Below are 17,168 nucleotides of genomic sequence, written 5' to 3' on the forward strand. Positions count from 1 at the left end.
AAACCAAAATACGAAACTAAAAAAACATAATGCATACTTGTATACTAGTTGTTGTTATGGCGCAAATACTGTGTTTACATTTTATAAACAACCCCGTTATTTGAGTGAATAATCCATATGAAAGCGATCATAAAGTCGGTACCCATACTTTGCGCACTATTTTCACCGGTAATTTTTGCCTGCGAAAAACCAGCATCTGTTTGTTTCCAAGATAATGAAGGACTGCCATTAATTAGTGACGGTCAACCATTACCTATCATTATTTCTCCTAGCGCTGATTCCGCTGTTAAGCGAGTCGCTAAGGCATTTTCACAGGATATTCAGCGGGTGGGGGGCACACCAGCAGGTATATCGCAAAGCCAGTCAATTTCTCAGCCAGCTGTGATAATTGGTGTGCTAGGTGAAGATATATTGATTGATGAACTAGTACAAAAAGGCAAGTTAGATGTATCGCAGATTAAAGGGCAATGGGAGGCTTACCAAATAGCCGTAGTCGAAGAGCCATCACCCGGCGTTGAGCACGCATTAGTGGTTGTAGGGGCTGACCGTCGAGGTGCTATTTTTGGTACCTTTGACATATCAGAGCAAATGGGGGTCTCGCCCTGGTATTGGTTTGCCGACGTTCCCACAGAGCTGAAGAGCAATGTTTTTATTACTGCAGGGAGTACGCAGGATAAACCCAAGGTTCGCTATAGAGGGATCTTCATCAATGACGAAGACCCTGCTTTAAAAGGATGGGCTCAGAAAAAGTTTGGCGGCGTTAATGCGGGTATGTATGAACATGTGTTCGATTTAATTCTGCGATTAAAGGGGAATTACATTTGGCCAGCAATGTGGGGTAAAGCGTTTCATCTGGACGACCCTCAAAATACAGCGTTAGCGGATAATATGGGAATGGTTATGGGGACGTCACACCATGAACCTATGACTCGTGCACATGCTGAATGGCACCGCAAGTCAGAAAATCCAGCCGGTGGTGGCGCCTGGAATTACGAAACAAACCGGGAAAGTATTAAAGAATTCTGGCGCGGTGGTATCGAGCGTATGATGTCAAAGGGGAACGGAAAGCCCTATGAGTCACTCGTGACTGTTGGAATGAGAGGGGATGGCGATGAGCCCATGTCTGAAGGAACCGCAATAGAACTACTAGAAAAAGTTGTGGATGACCAACGCGCAATTATTGCTGATGTGACAGGAAAACCCGCTGAGCAAACTCCGCAGGTTTGGGCGTTATACAAGGAAGTTCAAGATTACTATGACAAGGGAATGACAGTGCCGGACGATGTTACGCTGCTTTTTGCCGACGACAACTGGGGACTTGTACGACGCCTGCCAACAAAGAATGTTGATAGAGAAGGTGGTTTTGGTGTGTATTACCATTTTGATTACGTCGGGGTTCCTCGCAACTATAAATGGACCAATACCGTGCAAATTGGCAAGGTATGGCAACAAATGAATTTGTCTTATGAACGCGGTGCAAAGGACTTGTGGGTCGTGAATGTAGGGGATCTCAAGCCCATAGAGTTTCCCATTGATTTCTTCTTAACGATGGCATGGGATCCTCAAAAAATGGACACACAGGCACTGCAAGACTACGCAAGTGACTTTGCTAAGCAATCGTTTGGCGTGGATTTAGCGAATGATATTGGCGACTTATTAGCGCGCTATGGCACCTATGCCGCAATGAGAAAGCCCGAGTTGCTTAATCAAGATACATTTGCGGTAGGAGAGGTATCGGCGCCTGCATTAAAAGCGGGGGAGTTTTATCAGCACTATAGTAAATGGCAAATACTTGAGGCTGATATGGAAAAAGTAAAAGCTAAAATAAGCGATACACATTACTCAGCATTTTTTCAACTCGTAGAATGGCCCATTGCATCAATGAGCAATCTTTATGAAATGTATTTTGCCGCTGCTTGGAATCAAAAATTGGTGGATGCAGGTGATGCTCGCGCTAATTATTTCAAAAATATCGTTGAAACGAATTTTGCGAGAGATAAAGCATTGACGGACAAATACCATTCAATTAACGATGGAAAGTGGGATGGTATGATTAACCAAGTACATATGAATTATGTGACTTGGAACGACCCTGAACAGCAGACCATGCCTGTCGTATCCACTATTTATGGTGGAAAAAATGATATTGATGTTGAATTTGAAGAGGTGCCGTTACCCGAGAGCAAGCAGGTCATTCATGCTGCTGACTATGTAAAAGCGAATAACAATAAAAAGTTGGGGTGGGCGAAGGTGGAGCATCTCGGCCAAGCCAAAGCTGGTGTTATCGTATTGCCTCAAGGCGAGGGGCCTACCCGCATTGAGGATAACGTGTCACTCACCTATGAAATCGATCAGCCTTTTTATGGTGATGCGATTATTACAATAGAATTGAGTCCCACACTAGATACCTATGCCCGCGGTGGTATTAGAATGGGAATTGCAATTGACGATAGACCAGCAGAAATCCTCAGTTTTGATTTGCATGCTACAGGGGGCGCACAACGAACGGCAGAGGAAAAGGCATGGGCAAAGGCGGTAATCAATAATAAGCAAACATTACAATGGGAGGTGAATGATCTGGATAAAGGTATTCATAACCTTACTGTGTATCGTATTGATGATAACCTAGTGCTTGAAAAGCTGAAAATTGCGTTCACGCGAAAATCAAAGCCAGAGACTCAGTCTGCTATCAGTCGTTTTTTTAGTGAGCTATTTGGTACGGAGTAGGTAATATAGTTAGTGCGTGGATTATGTGATGTAGTCTATGTGACATTTCCACGCCTTTCGACCTGTGCTTTCGCATAAGCTTTAGAAAGATGCGTTGAAAGACCGTGAACTACCTTTAAACACTTAGTAAACTACAGCGATAGTCGACTCGCTATGTAGGAGGTTATCGCTGTGAGTAGTAAGTCAGTTCAGTTCTTAGAACACGTTACAGAATATGCAAAGCAAATAGATTATAGCCGTCCTGCAGGTAGCCAGGTATACGGGTTCATTCGTGATGCAATCGTCAGTATGCAACTCGAACCCGGACAGCTTATATCGGAAACCGCGTTAGCAACACATTTTGGTGTTAGTCGAACACCGGTGAGAGAAGCATTAATTAAGCTTGCTAATCTGGGCTTTGTTGACGTGCGTCCACAGCGTGGAACTTACGTTTCTCGCTTAAGCAAAGAAGCCATTTTAGAAGCAAGGTTTATTCGTGAGGCGCTCGAAATTTCAGTCGTCAGCTACTTGGCAGAGCATGCAAAACCTCAACTTTTTTCACAAGCCGAAGCAATAATCCAAAAGCAGGAAGCGGCAGCGGCTATTGATGATGCGCTCTTGTTTCAATCGCTTGATGATGATTTTCACCAGCTCCTCGCGAACCATACAGGGTATGCACGGGTCAGTAACATGATTGAGCAAGAAAAAGCGCATATGGATCGTGTGCGAAACCTGAGTCTTCATATGGCAGGCCAATATAGAAGAGTAATCGAACAACATCGCGTCATTGTTGATGCTATGCGGTCAGGTAATCGACAGGCAGTCATTGCAGCCATGGCTGTTCACCTACGTGAAGTCTACAAAGTACTGGATCGCCTGCCCATCGACCATCCAGAGTTTTTTATCTAATCGTTTGACCGTTCAAAAGTATACTTATCAGCCACACCGCCGTTGCTAAGTTAAGCCCTCATTTAATACTCTTTTCTCTGAGGAATTTGCTGCAAACACCCTGATGGATAAATTCATCATTTTTATCGATTAAAAATCTGCTTTTACCCCGTTTTTACACCATTTCTTCAAACAAAAGTAACCTTGTTGTTAATAAAAGTAACTTTTTTGTTAATTTAATGAGGGATAATGCAATGGTCCAATACGAGTTGTATACAAGTATGTTTGTTGGGCGTCCAGGGTTACATATGAAGCACAATGTCAGGTTGGGGCCTGATATCAACCAATGTGGAGGGCTGCTGCAATGCCTAGTTTTAGAACAATAAAATCTCACCCCCTTGATACAAAAATAGACACAACGAAAAAGACATATCCAAATTTTAAACTTTCGCTATTGTCTTTAGCGATCATGTCAATGACTACGCCTGCATTTGGGCAAAGTACGAATGAAGAAGACGTAGAAAAGGATAAAAAGACGGTACAAGCCTCTAAAGAGGAAAACGGTAAAATAGAACCGACATCAGACACTGAAACAGAGGACGTTGAACTGATCACCGTGACGGGGCAACGGCAATCATTAGAAGATGCTATCGACTTGAAACGTGCCGCAGATACTATTGGTGATTCTATTGTTCTTGATGAAGCAGGTAAGGTACCGAGCACATCTTTGTTAGAAATTCTTGAGCGTTCACCTGGTGTGACAATGAACAGAATTAGAGCCGGAGCAGAAGGCTCACCCGATGGTTATGCCTTCGAAGGCTCAGGTGTACAAGTGCGGGGGCTAAGTAAAACGAAAACACTGATTAATGGGCGCGAAGTGTTTTCTGCCAATGGAGGATCGGGCCTAAGTTGGGCAGATGTGGGTCCAGAATTACTTAAAGCCGTTACTGTTTATAAGGCAAGCCGAGCCGATCTTATTGAAGGGGGGGTATCCGGTACCGTTGATTTGCAAACACGCATGCCTTTTGATTTCGAAGGCTTCAAAGCTGATGCGTCAGTCACTGCAGATTACGGTGATTTTTCTGAAGAGGTGACACCTGCTTTATCGGGGATGGTTTCAAACCGCATTGATACCGATATGGGAGAATTCGGTATACTGGTTAACCTTGCCTATTCAAAAATAGCGTCTCACGATAGCAACGTTATTCTTCCACCGTATCAAGCAACAAGCTATAACGGAGACCGCGTGTATGTACCCGCAGGGATTCGTTATACTCAAGATCAGTTCGAAAGGGTGCGAAATGGTTATTATGTTGCCTTGCAGTGGAAGCCCTCAGAGGGACTAGAACTGTATCATACCAGTTTTGTTTCTGAGCGTGACAGCGACCGCCACAGTCAGATTTTGTCCATTGAACCTGGCACCTCTGTGGGGGTACTAGATGGCGCTGAATTCGATAGCGATGGTGTATTCCAAAGTGGTGTGATCTCCAGTACGAATTTGACTTCTGGATTGAACGCTTCGCCTAACTCAAGTTTTAGTCCCTCTTCAAGTAAAACTGCAGATCATACTTTCGGATTTGATTATATTGCAGATTACTGGGATTTGAGCGGTAGCTATCAATACGTTAACGCGAAATCCAGTTCTGGAAAATACAGCTTGGGCACCACCGTTTTGCCTGTTGTTGCCGAAACCTACCTCGATATATCGGGTCGCATCCCCAGAGCAACATTTGGTGAGGCATTATCGACCAATCCTGCCGATGCAGGCCTTTCAAGAATAAACTGGCTGGATCGTTCAAATGACGGTGAAGCACATGCCTTCCAGCTTGATGGCAGCATGTTTCTAGAGCATGACTTTTTTAGAAAAGTGGCGGTGGGCGCACGTGCTGCGGACAGAAGTGAAAGTGACAATTTTGTCGGTACGTGGTGGTCGGCCACGGGGCGTGGTTGGAATGGTGTGCCTAGACCTTTTGTTGACACAACGCCAGAAGGTGATTTTTATCTAGAGGAATTTTCGGACTTCTTCAAGGGAGACACCGCTGTACCAGGTGCCGTTTGGGTAGGTAGCCCACAGTTAAATGATTCAAGTCAATTTGAACGCGTATATAACACGTATACAGCATGTGGTCCGGATCTTTATTATCAGTGCTCAGATCCTGAGCAATCTAACTACGTGTATGGTGAAACCCCAAATCCGAACTTTGATCAAATGCCGGCATTTTATGAGACTAAGCATAAAACGCAGTCATTATATGCCATGGTTGGCTTTGAAAATTACGGAGACAGCTGGTGGTCCAATTTCAGTGGTAACTTCGGCCTTCGTTGGGTTAATTATGATATTGAAAGTAAGGGGAACTTCGTGTTCAGGGGGGGCTCACGTTACTATGCAAGCTTAGAAGATGCTCAAGCATCAATTGACGCCATGGGTGGTTTGGAAAATGTAGCCACGTGGCAGGAGGAAAATGAAGGGTCTCAGCCACCGTTGACTCGCGAAAGCGTGGGGTATGAAATTGATCGAATCGGGGAGTTTTCCAATAGTTACTGGTTACCTTCATTAAACGTCAAATTCGAACTTACCGAAGAGCTTATCGCGCGTTATGCTTTGACGAAAACACTCACACCTCCACGTTACCCAGATATTCGTGCTCAAGGTACTGCGAGTGTTCAAACCACAGACAATCCAATAAACGAAGATCTTAATGCACAATACCCAGATCAAGACGTGTCTATTCCTGATATTTTCTCAGGGTACAGTAATACCACGGGTAACCCATTCCTAGAACCAGAGATATCCTACAATCACGATATTTCTTTAGAGTGGTATCCTCAGAAAGGTTCTTCGATGCACTTGTCGCTATTCCACAAAACCATCGAAAACTACATAACGTTCAATAACTTTTCTGCACCCGCCAGTGGGTTCTTTTCAGAAGAAGATTACCCCCAGTCTGCCTTGGTGAGTAGTGATGAAAGCGTCTTTCTTGATGGGCCGGTATCGAGTCGAACGAATTTCAACGCCGATGAAGATACAAAAATTGCAGGCTTCGAATTGGGGGGACGCACCTATTTTGACAACCTACCGGGTTGGCTAAGCGGTTTTGGCGTAGATAGCAACGTAACCTTTATCGATAACGATGCCCCCAATGCGTTTGCCTTGGATATTAACGGTGATTCGCTGAATGTTCCCGTAATCGGTTTGTCTGAGTGGTCATATTCAGCAACATTGTTATATGACAAAGATAATATAAGCGCTAGGTTAGCTTATAACTGGCGTGATCGTTACCTAACAACAACTAACGATTCTGGTACAACGAGGGTGTACACCGATCCTACCTCCGGAGAAGATATACAAATCGGCCTACCCGTTTACGCGTCAGCTATAGGTCGATTTGATGCAAGTATTTCTTACCGATTTAGTGATAGGTTTAATATAAAACTCAATGTACAAAACCTTACCGATGAGGAACAACGCACAGAGATGGAAATTTTGGACGGCGTATTTGTAGACCGTGCTGTTTTCATTGCTGACCGTCGAATAAGTTTGCACGTAGGGTTTGATTTTTAATTACTCAATAGGTGTGTGAACACAAGAATAATTGAAATCAGAGGTATTGATATGAAAAAGCGTGTATTGATCGTTGGCGGTGGAACAGCGGGTTGGGTGACTGCAGCCTACATGGCGCGTATGTTAGCGACGGATACCTCCGGTGGCGTATCAATCACGCTTATTGAGTCAGATGAGATTGGTATTCTCGGAGTGGGGGAAGGGACTTTTCCTATTATTCGAAAAACCATGAAGCGTATTGGTATTGATGAGAGTGATCTGATTAAGCATGCGGACGCCACGTTTAAACAAGGGATCCGGTTTAACAATTGGAAATACAATCCTGCGGATAAACCCGATGATAGTTACCTTCATCCATTTCAGGTCGCGTCACAGCATACCGATATGGACTTGCTTCCCTATTGGTTGTTAGGGGTAGCAGGTGACGTACCATGGGCTCAAGCATGTACTGTTCAAGATACGGTCATTAAGAAGAGATTAGCGCCAAAGTTAATCACTCATCCAAACTATGATGCGCCATTAAATTATGCTTACCATTTTGATGCTACAAAACTGGCAGAGCTACTGAAAAATAAAGCAATGGAAGGTGGGGTAAGGCGGCTTGTTGATACTATCGAAAAGGTTAATTTAGATAGTGAAGGGGCTATCGCTTCTGTTGTTGCTCGTCAAAACGGTGAACTAACCGCAGATTTATACATCGATTGCACGGGCTTCAGAGCCCGCTTAATTGGTGACGCCATGGGTATACCTTTTACCTCCTATAAAAAAGAGTTGTTTTGCGATCGCGCTGTAGCGTTGCAAGTACCTTACGATAACCCTCAGGCAGATATTCCGTCATGTACGTATACCACGGCACAGGAAGCGGGTTGGATATGGGACATAGGTTTGCATCAAAGGCGAGGCGTTGGTTACGTCTATTCGTCTGAGCATTGTGATGAAGCAACTGCAGTAAAAGCACTTAAAAAATACATAGGACCAAGTGCCGAAGGACTTCAGCATCGCTTGTTGAAGTTTGAACCCGGCTATCGGAAGACTCAATGGCATAAAAACTGTATTAGCGTAGGTTTGTCTGCGGGATTTATTGAGCCATTGGAAGCCACAGGTATTAGTTTTGCTGAAGTGGCTGCACTAATGATATGTAATCTATTTCCTTGGTCTGGAGATTACGAGCAATCCGCTGAACAGTATAATAAAGCCATGTGTACTCGTTTCGAGCACGTGAAAGACTTTATTAAGCTCCATTATTACCTGAGTGAACGCGATGACACCCCATTCTGGCGTGAAAACCGTCTTCCAGAAACCGCTTCAGATTACCTAAAAGGAAAACTATCACAATGGAGGCATAGGCCGCCCTCATTTCTAGATATCGACGCCAGTCACGATATTTTTGATGAAAACAGCTGGCAGTACATTCTTTATGGTATGGGGTTTAAAACGGATATCAGCGCGAGGGCAGGTGCACTACGTTTTTACGATGATGCGCGTCATGAATTTGAGAGCATTCGTCAGCAAAGCCTCCATGCTATGTCGGCGGTACCAAGCCATAGGGCGTTGATCAGTGATGTTGTGGAAGGTGGTTTCCGGCCTAGCCAAGGAGGTCGCCGATGACAAAGGTTGTTATTGTAGGCGGCGGTACGTCGGGATGGATGTGCGCGGCAGCTTTAGCTCGAATTTCCCCCCCAGATACCGATGTAACACTTATTGAATCGGACGAAATTGGTATCATTGGCGTAGGTGAAGCAACAATTCCTCTACTGGCTGAGTTTAATCAATTTCTTGGCATTGACGAGCATCACATGCTTAGTGAATGCTCAGGTACCTTTAAACTAGGTATTGAATTTATAGATTGGTATCAAAAAGAAAAAAGCTATTTTCACCCTTTTGGCTTTTTCGGCAAAGATATGCCCCAAATTCCTTTTCATCAACTTTGGCTAAAGCTCAATAAACTAGCTAGGGAAGGTGTGATTTCAGAGGGCATAGGCAGTGATATTTGTGACTTCAATCTATGCACAGTCGCCGCCAAGTTAGGCCGCTTTTCACAACCGAGTGGTAGCGCCAACACCATTATTTCAACCATGCGTCATGCTTATCACTTTGATTCCGCAGCCTACGGAAAACTGTTACGTCGCTACGCAGAAAAAAGGCAAGTTACTCGTATTGAAGGAAAGGTCGTAGATATACACCAAAATGTGGCCAGCGGGGATATTCAATCTGTAGTGCTAGAAAATGGACGAGTGGTTAAAGGGGATCTGTTTATTGATTGTAGCGGCTTTCGTGCTTTGCTAATAGGAAAGTGTTTAAACAGTGAATTTATTGATTGGTCAAGTTACCTCCCTTGTGACCGCGCTATAGCAGTACAAACGAAAAGCGATACAAACCCTCAGCCATTTACGCAAGCTTATGCACAAGACGCGGGGTGGCGGTGGAAAATTCCTCTGCAGAATAGAACCGGAAATGGTTATGTCTATTGCAGTAAGTACTTGAGTCAGGATGAAGCACTAGCGTCGTTAATGGACAATCTTCAAGATGAACCATTACATGAACCAAGGCACCTGAAATTCCAAACAGGCCACCGGCGAAATTTTTGGCAAAATAACTGTGTTGCCATTGGCCTGGCGGGAGGATTTATTGAACCACTTGAATCAACCAGTATTCACTTGGTGCAGGTGGGTATTCAGCATTTGATAGAATTATGGCCACTACGTGGTGGGAATGGCGCTGAAAAAACACGTTATAACCAGGTGATGGCTTCTGAATACCAAGATATTCGAGACTTTATTGTACTTCACTATAACGCTACATCACGCAACGATTCTGCGTTTTGGCGCTATGTTCGTGATATGCAAATCCCTCAATCTCTGAAAGACACAATGACACTATTTCAATCTAGCGGAGAGGTCGATATTAAACCAGATGCATTGTTTACTCCCCATAGCTGGGTTGCCGTTATGCTTGGCCAAGGCATTTATCCTACTCAATATAATGGGGTGGTGGATAGCATTCCGCAACAAGCGCTGATTCATAATATGGAAGGGTTGCGAAAAAGCGTGCGTAGAACAGCAGAAGCGATGCCGACACACAAGCACTATCTCAATACATATTGTGTATCTTCTAAGCAGGTGATGATATGAACAATTGGCGAATTGGCGTGTTAGTTACGGTTTTTATTAGCTTACAAGTGATTGTTTGTATGAGGCCCAGCTATGCAAACACTTATGTTACTGAAGAGCAAAATATTCAGGGAGCATTCCCTCTTGTCCATAAAGGGCGTGCAGCACCACTTTGGATTAGCACAAAGGATTTTTCTGGCGTCCAAAAGGTGATTGGTCATTTGCAAAAAGATATCGAACGAGTGACTGGGGTGACCCCAACAATTGTTAACGGTGATATTCAAGCGAAAACTGCTGTTATCATTGGCACCATTGGCCACAGCCCGCTAATAGATAAACTGATTTCAGAGGGAAAAATTAACGCCCGCGAGATTAGCGGAAAGTGGGATAGTTATGCATTGCAAACGGTAGATAATCCCACGTCAGACATAGACAGCGCTTTGGTGATATTTGGCAGTAATAAACGAGGCACTGTTTATGGTATGTATGACCTTAGTGCAAAGATTGGCGTATCTCCTTGGTATTGGTGGGCTGATACGCCGATTCAACGTAAGAAAAATGTGTATGTCAAACCGGGCTATTACTCTCCGGGAGAACCGAAGGTTAAATACCGTGGAATTTTTATTAATGACGAGAACCCATCACTCACTCGTTGGGTCGTCGAAAACTATGGTAGCTACAATCACCAGTTTTACGACAAAGTCTACGAACTTATTTTGCGCAATAAGGGAAACTTTCTGTGGCCTGCAATGTGGCCTGGCCCAAGAGAGGTTTCCGCCCATGCCTTCTTTGCCGACGACCCCTTGAATCATCAGCTAGCTGATGAATACGGCATTGTTATTTCTACCACTCACCATGAGCCTATGATGCGCGCCGCAGATGAGTGGTATCGTGGAGACTACGGTCCATGGGACTATAAAACAAATAAAGCCTTTTTCCAGGAATACTGGCGTGGTGGTATTGAGCGAATGAAGGACTATGAGAGTCTTGTTACGGTGGGGATGCGAGGCGATGGTGATACCGCATTGCCAGGCGGTACGCAGGTAGAATTGATGCAACGCATCGTTGAGGATCAACGTGAGATTATCCAGAGTGTTACCGGTAAGCCAGCAAATGAAACGCCACAAGTATGGGCAATTTATAAAGAGATGCAGGATTACTGGGACAAAGGAACCCGCGTCGCCGAAGATATCACTATTTTGTTTTGCGATGATAACTGGGGGAATATCAAGAGCCTTCCTAAAAAATCAGATCTAGAACGAAGCGGCGGGTTTGGTATCTACTATCATTTTGATTACGTAGGGGGACCAAAATCTTATAAGTGGGCGAATGTCACGCAAATAGAGAAGGTATGGGAGCAGATGAATCTTGCGTACCAACATGGTGCCGATAGAATATGGGTGGTAAATGTAGGTGATATTAAGCCTCATGAGTTACCTACCAGCTTCTTTCTAGATTTCGCATGGAACCCAGAAGCTATCAGTCACCAAGATCTACCGAATTATTATGTAAAGTGGGCAACACAACAGTTCGGAGAAAAACACGCACAACAGATTGCTGATATTCTGGCGATGTATACTAAATACAATGCGCGCCGAACCCCTGAAATGCTAACCTCAAAGACTTATAGCGTAGAGCACTACCGCGAAGCTGACCGTGTTGTAGATGATTACTATGCGTTAGTTGATAAGGCACAGGTAATCTACAATCAATTGCCTCAATCACATCAAGCAGGCTTTTATCAATTGGTGCTATTCCCGGTTCAAACCGCAGCGAACATTAATGCCATGTATGTGGCGGCGGCTAAGAATAAGTTTTATGTTGAGCGGGGGGCGTCACGGTCTGCGAATTACTACGCTGATATGACTAAGCAACTGTTTTACAAAGATGAAGTATTGCACAGGGAGTATCACGAAGAACTACTCGATGGAAAGTGGAACCATATGATGGCGCAAACGCATATTGGTCATCCAAACTGGTACTCGCCTTCTATTAACAGCATGCCCGCAGTTCAGTATACCCACAATACCGGCGACAAAGCGGATCTTGGTTTTCATGTCGAGTACGGCACCATTTATCACTTTGGGGGGGTGAGGTTTGATGGACTGAAGTGGCACTATCACAACCGCTTGCCTCAGTTCGACCCGGCAAATGATCAAGCATATTACATTGAGGTATTCAATAAAGGGGCGGCGGCTCTGGCGTATCAGGTAAAAGCTAAGCAAGACTGGATAAAGTTAAGTCAGACTGCAGGTGTGGTTGCGACTGAGGAGCGCATTTTTGTCTCCATTGATTGGAAAAAAGCGCCAGTGGGGTATAGCGAAGGCGAAATCATACTTTCCGGTGGTGATGCCACGTATTCTATTTCAGCACCGATAAGAAACGAATTCCCTAACGGCAAAGGATTTGTTGAAAATAATGGTGTGGTTGCCTTCAATGCAGAAGACTATGATCATGCTATAGGTAAGAGTGGATTGTCATGGATAACAATTCCAAACTATGGGCGTACACGTTCAGCCGTAACGGTATCTCCTGGAAATTTAGCTGCGCAGTCGCTTACTCAGAACTCCCCACATTTGAGCTATACGTTTACGCTATTCGACGATACCGATATTACCCTTGAGAGCTACCTTGCACCTACCTATAACTTTAAACGAGGAGAGGGGCTAAAGTTCGCTGTTTCCATTGATGACGAACCGCCCCAAATCTTGAATTTACATGATGTAAAGGGCATTTGGGGGGAGCGAGTGAGCAATCATATCGCAATCGAAAAATCGGAGCACAAAGGGTTACTTGCCGGTGAACATACCTTGAAAGTATGGTTGATAGACAGTGGAATAGTATTTCAAAAATTTGTTATTGATACAGGAGGGTTGAAAACGCCAGCAATAAAATCTGAAGGCGCTTTTCATAGCCCCGTTACCAATTTGGGGGGCGTAAAACCGAGTTATCTGGGCCCGCCTGAAAGTAAACGCCTCAACTAGTGAGGCGTTCAACAATTATTAGTTTTCGACATCTATTTCGGCTGTCACGACCGAGGTAGTTTTCTGATAGTTTTTTAGTCTAATCAGAACTTCCCTCTAAAGCCTACGTTGTAGCACGGGCCATATGTTTCATAGTCGATAAGCTGATTGCTAAACCGGCCGTGACGGCGGGTACTTTCGTCAGTGATATTAATACCATCTAGAAACACAGAAACGTATTCGTTTATGTCATAACTGGCGGAAATGTCGAGTTGGCTGTAGGCCTCTGTAAAGGTGGGTTCTAAACCGCCAGAAAGTAAGAACTCATCGCGCCAGTTATACGCCGCGCGAACTTGATAATTGTCTTGTTCATAGAACACCACCCAGTTGGCAGAGTCACTTAGCCCCGTTAGCGCAAAATCATTTTCTAATGAATAGACATCATATTCATCTGCGCTATTTACCATGGTGTAATTCACGATAGTGCCGAAGCCGGTCTCGCCAAACAGATGCTGTACGTTAAATTCCCAACCATATACGCGAGTGGCATCGAGGTTTTGCGGCGTAGAAATTTCCCATAGGATAATAGGGTCACCTGGCTGAGAAACACAATCAGCGATAGGATCTGAGGCAGTACCTGTAGGGCAGTCACCCCGCGGGTTAATGCTTGGGTCGGTTAACGGTCCGTTAGGCCCTTCTAATTCGCTTTCTATCTGCCCGGTGGCAATGAAGTTGTCTACTTGTTTACGGAAGTGACCCAAAGAAACATAGCTCCCCTCTTGATAGTAATACTCCAACGATAAATCGATATTTTCTGATTCAAAAGGAAGTAGATTCGGATTACCTCTTGATGCTCTAAAGGGGCCGCCCGCGCGATGTAAATCTAAGCTGGTGGCCGGGAACATGGCACCAATGCTGCTTCTGGCGATGGTTTTGCTGTACGAAAACCGCGTTATCAGATCATCAGTAATGTTCATACTAATGTCTAGATTGGGCAGGAAGTGCTCGTATGCACCTTCTAGGATTTCGGTGACTTCTTCGTCTGCTAATACTTTTGAAAGTTGAATTGGCGTGATCCAATTAAAGCCAGCGACCGGGCGCTGTACTGAGTATGACTCAACATCTGTTTCTTCGTATCGAACCCCAAAACTGGCATTAATCTGCGTATTAGGCATTTCCCGATCACTAATTCCGGCCTCTCGATCACCCCAATTCTGATACACCCGATCACTGGTATTATGGCTTGCCCGATCAGTAGTTGTGGCAGACCGCAGTCTGCCACAGGTATTTACCTCATGGTTTGTTGCTTTCTCATTGACTCCCCAGTGAGGGTTATCCGGTGAGCATTGTGGATGAGGCGATCTAGTAGCGCATCGGCAACCGTGCCGTTACTTATCATTGAATGCCATTGCTCTACAGGTAGCTGACTACAGATGATGGTGCTACTTACGCCGTGCCTGTCTTCTACCACCTCCAGTAAGTCTGTTGCCTGTTTGACGGTGAGTTTTTCCAGTCCCCAGTCATCCAGGATCAGTAGCTGTTGTTTCGCTATCGTTGCTAGCTGCTTGGTGTAACTGCCATCAGCGTGACCGATGTGTAAGTGCTCGTTTAATCGTGGTAATCGCCAGTAACCAACACGTATTCCCTGGCGACACGCTTGTTCACCAAGCGCACAAGCTACATAGGTTTTACCGCCACCTGTGGCTCCGGTAACAATGATATTCTGATGATGACTAAGATATCCGCCATTTAATAAATCGGCCATTCTTGGCTTTTGTAATCCGCGGCCATTGTCGTATGACAGTTCTTCCGGTGTTGCATTTAACCTGAGTCGTGCCTGTTTACGAAGTCGGTTGATGCGGTTTGTCCGTCTTTGGTTCATTTCATGGTCAACCAGCAGGGACAACCGTTCCTCGAAGGCTAATTCACAGTAGGTGTTGGGTTGAGCGCGTTGCTGTTTTAACATATCCGCAATCCCTGTCATGCGCAGTTGCTGTAATTGTTGGATGAGTAGATCGTTCATTTGAGTTCCTTATTTGTAATATTTAGGGCCGCGGATGTTGTGATGAGTGAGATTGGGCGTTTCAACGTCATCCACTTTCGGGGCATTATCAAGGTGGGTGTGCAACAGCGATTTCACGCTGGCTCGACAGGGATTACCTATATCAATAGCCCGGCGACAGGCTTGTTCCAGGCGACTTTCGCCGTATTTCTTTGCAAGGTTAAGTAGCCCAAGGCAGGCCCGATAACCTTGCTCTGGATGTGGTTTGCTTTGCAGAATGGCGTCGGTGACTTCAAGTGTGGAAGGGCCGATCTGCTTTGCCCAGTTCTTGAGTCTTCCGGGTGACCATTTCTGATGCTGATGATTGGCAGGCATATGCTCATCAACACAGGTAAAGCCACCTTTTCGGTCACTACGCATGTGTTGTGCAATGCACTCGCGTTGGTAGTAAATCCGAATAAGCCGCTTAGAAGCCTGTATTTCAACTGACTTGCCGACAAAGAGGTGAGGAACTGAGTAGAAATGGTCTTTGTACAAGACATGGTAATCAATACCGACTCTGGCAATATGGATTTCAGTGTATTCCCATGGTGTTGTGGGTAACGGGGCCAGCTCTGGTTTATCCAGCGATTCAAACAAGGTTTGTCGGTTTCCCGGTAATCGCTGGAATGGTTTCTGATTCAGTTCATGCAGTAACGCCCGAATAGCAACATTAAGGCCTGATAAGGTATGGAAGACCTGATGCCGCAATTTTGCCATTATCCATCGTTCCACAATGAGTACGGCATTTTCTGCTTTCGCTTTATCTTTTGGCTTCAGAGGTCTTGCAGGCATCACGGCGCAGCCATAATGATTCGCTAATGACTGGTAAGCTGTATTCAACTGAGGTTCAAATCGACAGGCTCTGGTGACCGCTGACTTGAGATTGTCCGGTACCAGCAATTGCGGCACGCCGCCGAAGAAGGCAAACATAGCCACATGCGCCTCCAGCCAGCTTTCGAGCTTCTGGTTTTCTGTGGCAATCGCAAAGGTGTAGTTTGACGCGCCCAGTACCGCAACAAAGACCTGGGCATTACGCACTTCTCCGGTGCCGGGATTTACAATCGGTAATGTCGGCCCACAGAAGTCGATAAATAGCTTCTCGCCTGCTTTATGCGTAAATCGCATCGAGCGCTTTTGCTGGGATTTCCATTCACGATAATTGTCGCAAAACTGGCTGTAGCTATAGCAAGCATCAGGGTAATTAGCCTGATATTCCTCCCAGAGCAGCAGTTTAGTTACACCTTTACGCCGCAGTTCAATATCCATCAGGCCATAATCAGGTTTAATACGGCCCGCTTTCCTGTCAGGATAAAGTGACTGATGTAGCCATTGATCGGAGGCATGCTCAGGTAACGGCCAGCCACAATCCAGGGTTCTGAATTTACCGAGAATATCAGATATAGTGGCAGCCCCCACATTCAGTCTCCTGGCGATGTCCCGGTTACTGAGGTTTTCATCAAGCTTAAGATAGAGAACCGCTTTAACGCGTTCTATGTCAGTAGGTTTTGACATACTTGTTTCCTCTTTAAAATTAAAAGAAGTTAACAAGCATAAAAGACTGATCGGGTGGTGAAGAAAAAGTCTGTGATCGAATGACCGGAATAGAGTTGATCGGGCTAGCCAGAATCAGCGATCGAGAACATCAGAATACGCAATTAATCGGCATATTGTTGAAATCGGTAACAAAGTCAAAAGAAAGGTAGGCAGCAGTGGTTTCTTCTGTGATACCGTCTTTTTTTACCTCAGGTTCACTAGCTAATCAAGACAGGCACGACACCAGCTACCCACTTATTGAATTAGCCTTCAGAGTAAACAAGAGCAAAATTGAAACTCAAATTTAAAAGTGTTTGTGTCGTTCAGCGTTCGTGAAGATAGTGCGAATGCGAGATAAGATA

General features: G+C 44.9%; 9 protein-coding genes. 6 read left to right on the forward strand and 3 right to left on the reverse strand.

Going from position 1 to position 17,168, the window contains the following annotated elements; genetic code table 11:
- Window positions 1-117 precede the first annotated feature (117 nt).
- The 6 genes from IUA53_RS03810 (at window position 118) to IUA53_RS03835 (ending at window position 13,250) form a co-directional block, all read left to right on the forward strand.
- Window positions 118-2,727, forward strand: coding sequence for a glycosyl hydrolase 115 family protein (locus tag IUA53_RS03810; protein ID WP_196898422.1), 2,610 nt, complete (start codon window positions 118-120; stop codon window positions 2,725-2,727).
- Window positions 2,728-2,898: 171 nt separating this feature from the next.
- Window positions 2,899-3,615, forward strand: coding sequence for a GntR family transcriptional regulator (locus IUA53_RS03815; RefSeq protein ID WP_052806715.1), 717 nt, complete (start codon window positions 2,899-2,901; stop codon window positions 3,613-3,615).
- A 454-nt stretch (window positions 3,616-4,069) separates the two neighbouring features.
- Window positions 4,070-7,156, forward strand: a complete 3,087-nt coding sequence (locus IUA53_RS03820) for a TonB-dependent receptor (protein ID WP_196898424.1) — start codon at window positions 4,070-4,072, stop codon at window positions 7,154-7,156.
- A 51-nt stretch (window positions 7,157-7,207) separates the two neighbouring features.
- Complete coding sequence (locus IUA53_RS03825; RefSeq protein WP_044448541.1) at window positions 7,208-8,764, forward strand: tryptophan halogenase family protein; 1,557 nt, start codon at window positions 7,208-7,210, stop codon at window positions 8,762-8,764.
- On the forward strand, window positions 8,761-10,287 hold the full coding sequence (locus IUA53_RS03830; RefSeq protein WP_196898426.1) for a tryptophan halogenase family protein: 1,527 nt from the start codon (window positions 8,761-8,763) through the stop codon (window positions 10,285-10,287). Before IUA53_RS03825 ends, IUA53_RS03830 begins: the two co-directional genes overlap by 4 nt.
- Entirely contained in the window at window positions 10,284-13,250 is a 2,967-nt protein-coding gene (locus IUA53_RS03835; protein ID WP_196898428.1) for a glycosyl hydrolase 115 family protein, read from the forward strand. The genes IUA53_RS03830 and IUA53_RS03835 overlap by 4 nt, the downstream gene beginning before the upstream one ends.
- An 83-nt stretch (window positions 13,251-13,333) precedes the next feature.
- Here IUA53_RS03835 and IUA53_RS03840 read toward each other — a convergent pair whose 3' ends face one another.
- The 3 genes from IUA53_RS03840 to istA all read right to left on the reverse strand — a co-directional run bounded on the left by IUA53_RS03840 (window position 13,334) and on the right by istA (window position 16,785).
- A complete protein-coding gene (locus IUA53_RS03840; RefSeq protein WP_231401252.1) occupies window positions 13,334-14,404 on the reverse strand; it encodes a TonB-dependent receptor domain-containing protein in 1,071 nt (356 codons plus the stop codon).
- Between the two features lie 113 nt (window positions 14,405-14,517).
- Window positions 14,518-15,252, reverse strand: coding sequence for an IS21-like element helper ATPase IstB (gene istB / locus IUA53_RS03845; RefSeq protein ID WP_071979584.1), 735 nt, complete (start codon window positions 15,250-15,252; stop codon window positions 14,518-14,520).
- A gap of 9 nt (window positions 15,253-15,261) precedes the next feature.
- Complete coding sequence (gene istA, locus IUA53_RS03850) at window positions 15,262-16,785, reverse strand: IS21 family transposase (protein ID WP_071979583.1); 1,524 nt, start codon at window positions 16,783-16,785, stop codon at window positions 15,262-15,264.
- Window positions 16,786-17,168 lie beyond the last annotated feature (383 nt).

The organism is Alteromonas sp. B31-7, from assembly GCF_015767655.1.
Taxonomy (GTDB): Bacteria; Pseudomonadota; Gammaproteobacteria; order Enterobacterales; family Alteromonadaceae; genus Alteromonas; species Alteromonas australica.

Excerpts from the sequence above, each read along its gene's own strand:
- IUA53_RS03810 (WP_196898422.1), top strand. The coding sequence starts at position 118 with ATGAAAGCGATCATAAAGTCGGTACCCATACTTTGCGCACTATTTTCA.
- IUA53_RS03820 (WP_196898424.1), top strand. The coding sequence starts at position 4,070 with ATGACTACGCCTGCATTTGGGCAAAGTACGAATGAAGAAGACGTAGAA.
- IUA53_RS03825 (WP_044448541.1), top strand. The coding sequence starts at position 7,208 with ATGAAAAAGCGTGTATTGATCGTTGGCGGTGGAACAGCGGGTTGGGTG.
- IUA53_RS03830 (WP_196898426.1), top strand. The coding sequence starts at position 8,761 with ATGACAAAGGTTGTTATTGTAGGCGGCGGTACGTCGGGATGGATGTGC.
- IUA53_RS03835 (WP_196898428.1), top strand. The coding sequence starts at position 10,284 with ATGAACAATTGGCGAATTGGCGTGTTAGTTACGGTTTTTATTAGCTTA.
- IUA53_RS03840 (WP_231401252.1), bottom strand. The coding sequence starts at position 14,404 with ATGCCTAATACGCAGATTAATGCCAGTTTTGGGGTTCGATACGAAGAA.
- istB (WP_071979584.1), bottom strand. The coding sequence starts at position 15,252 with ATGAACGATCTACTCATCCAACAATTACAGCAACTGCGCATGACAGGG.
- istA (WP_071979583.1), bottom strand. The coding sequence starts at position 16,785 with ATGTCAAAACCTACTGACATAGAACGCGTTAAAGCGGTTCTCTATCTT.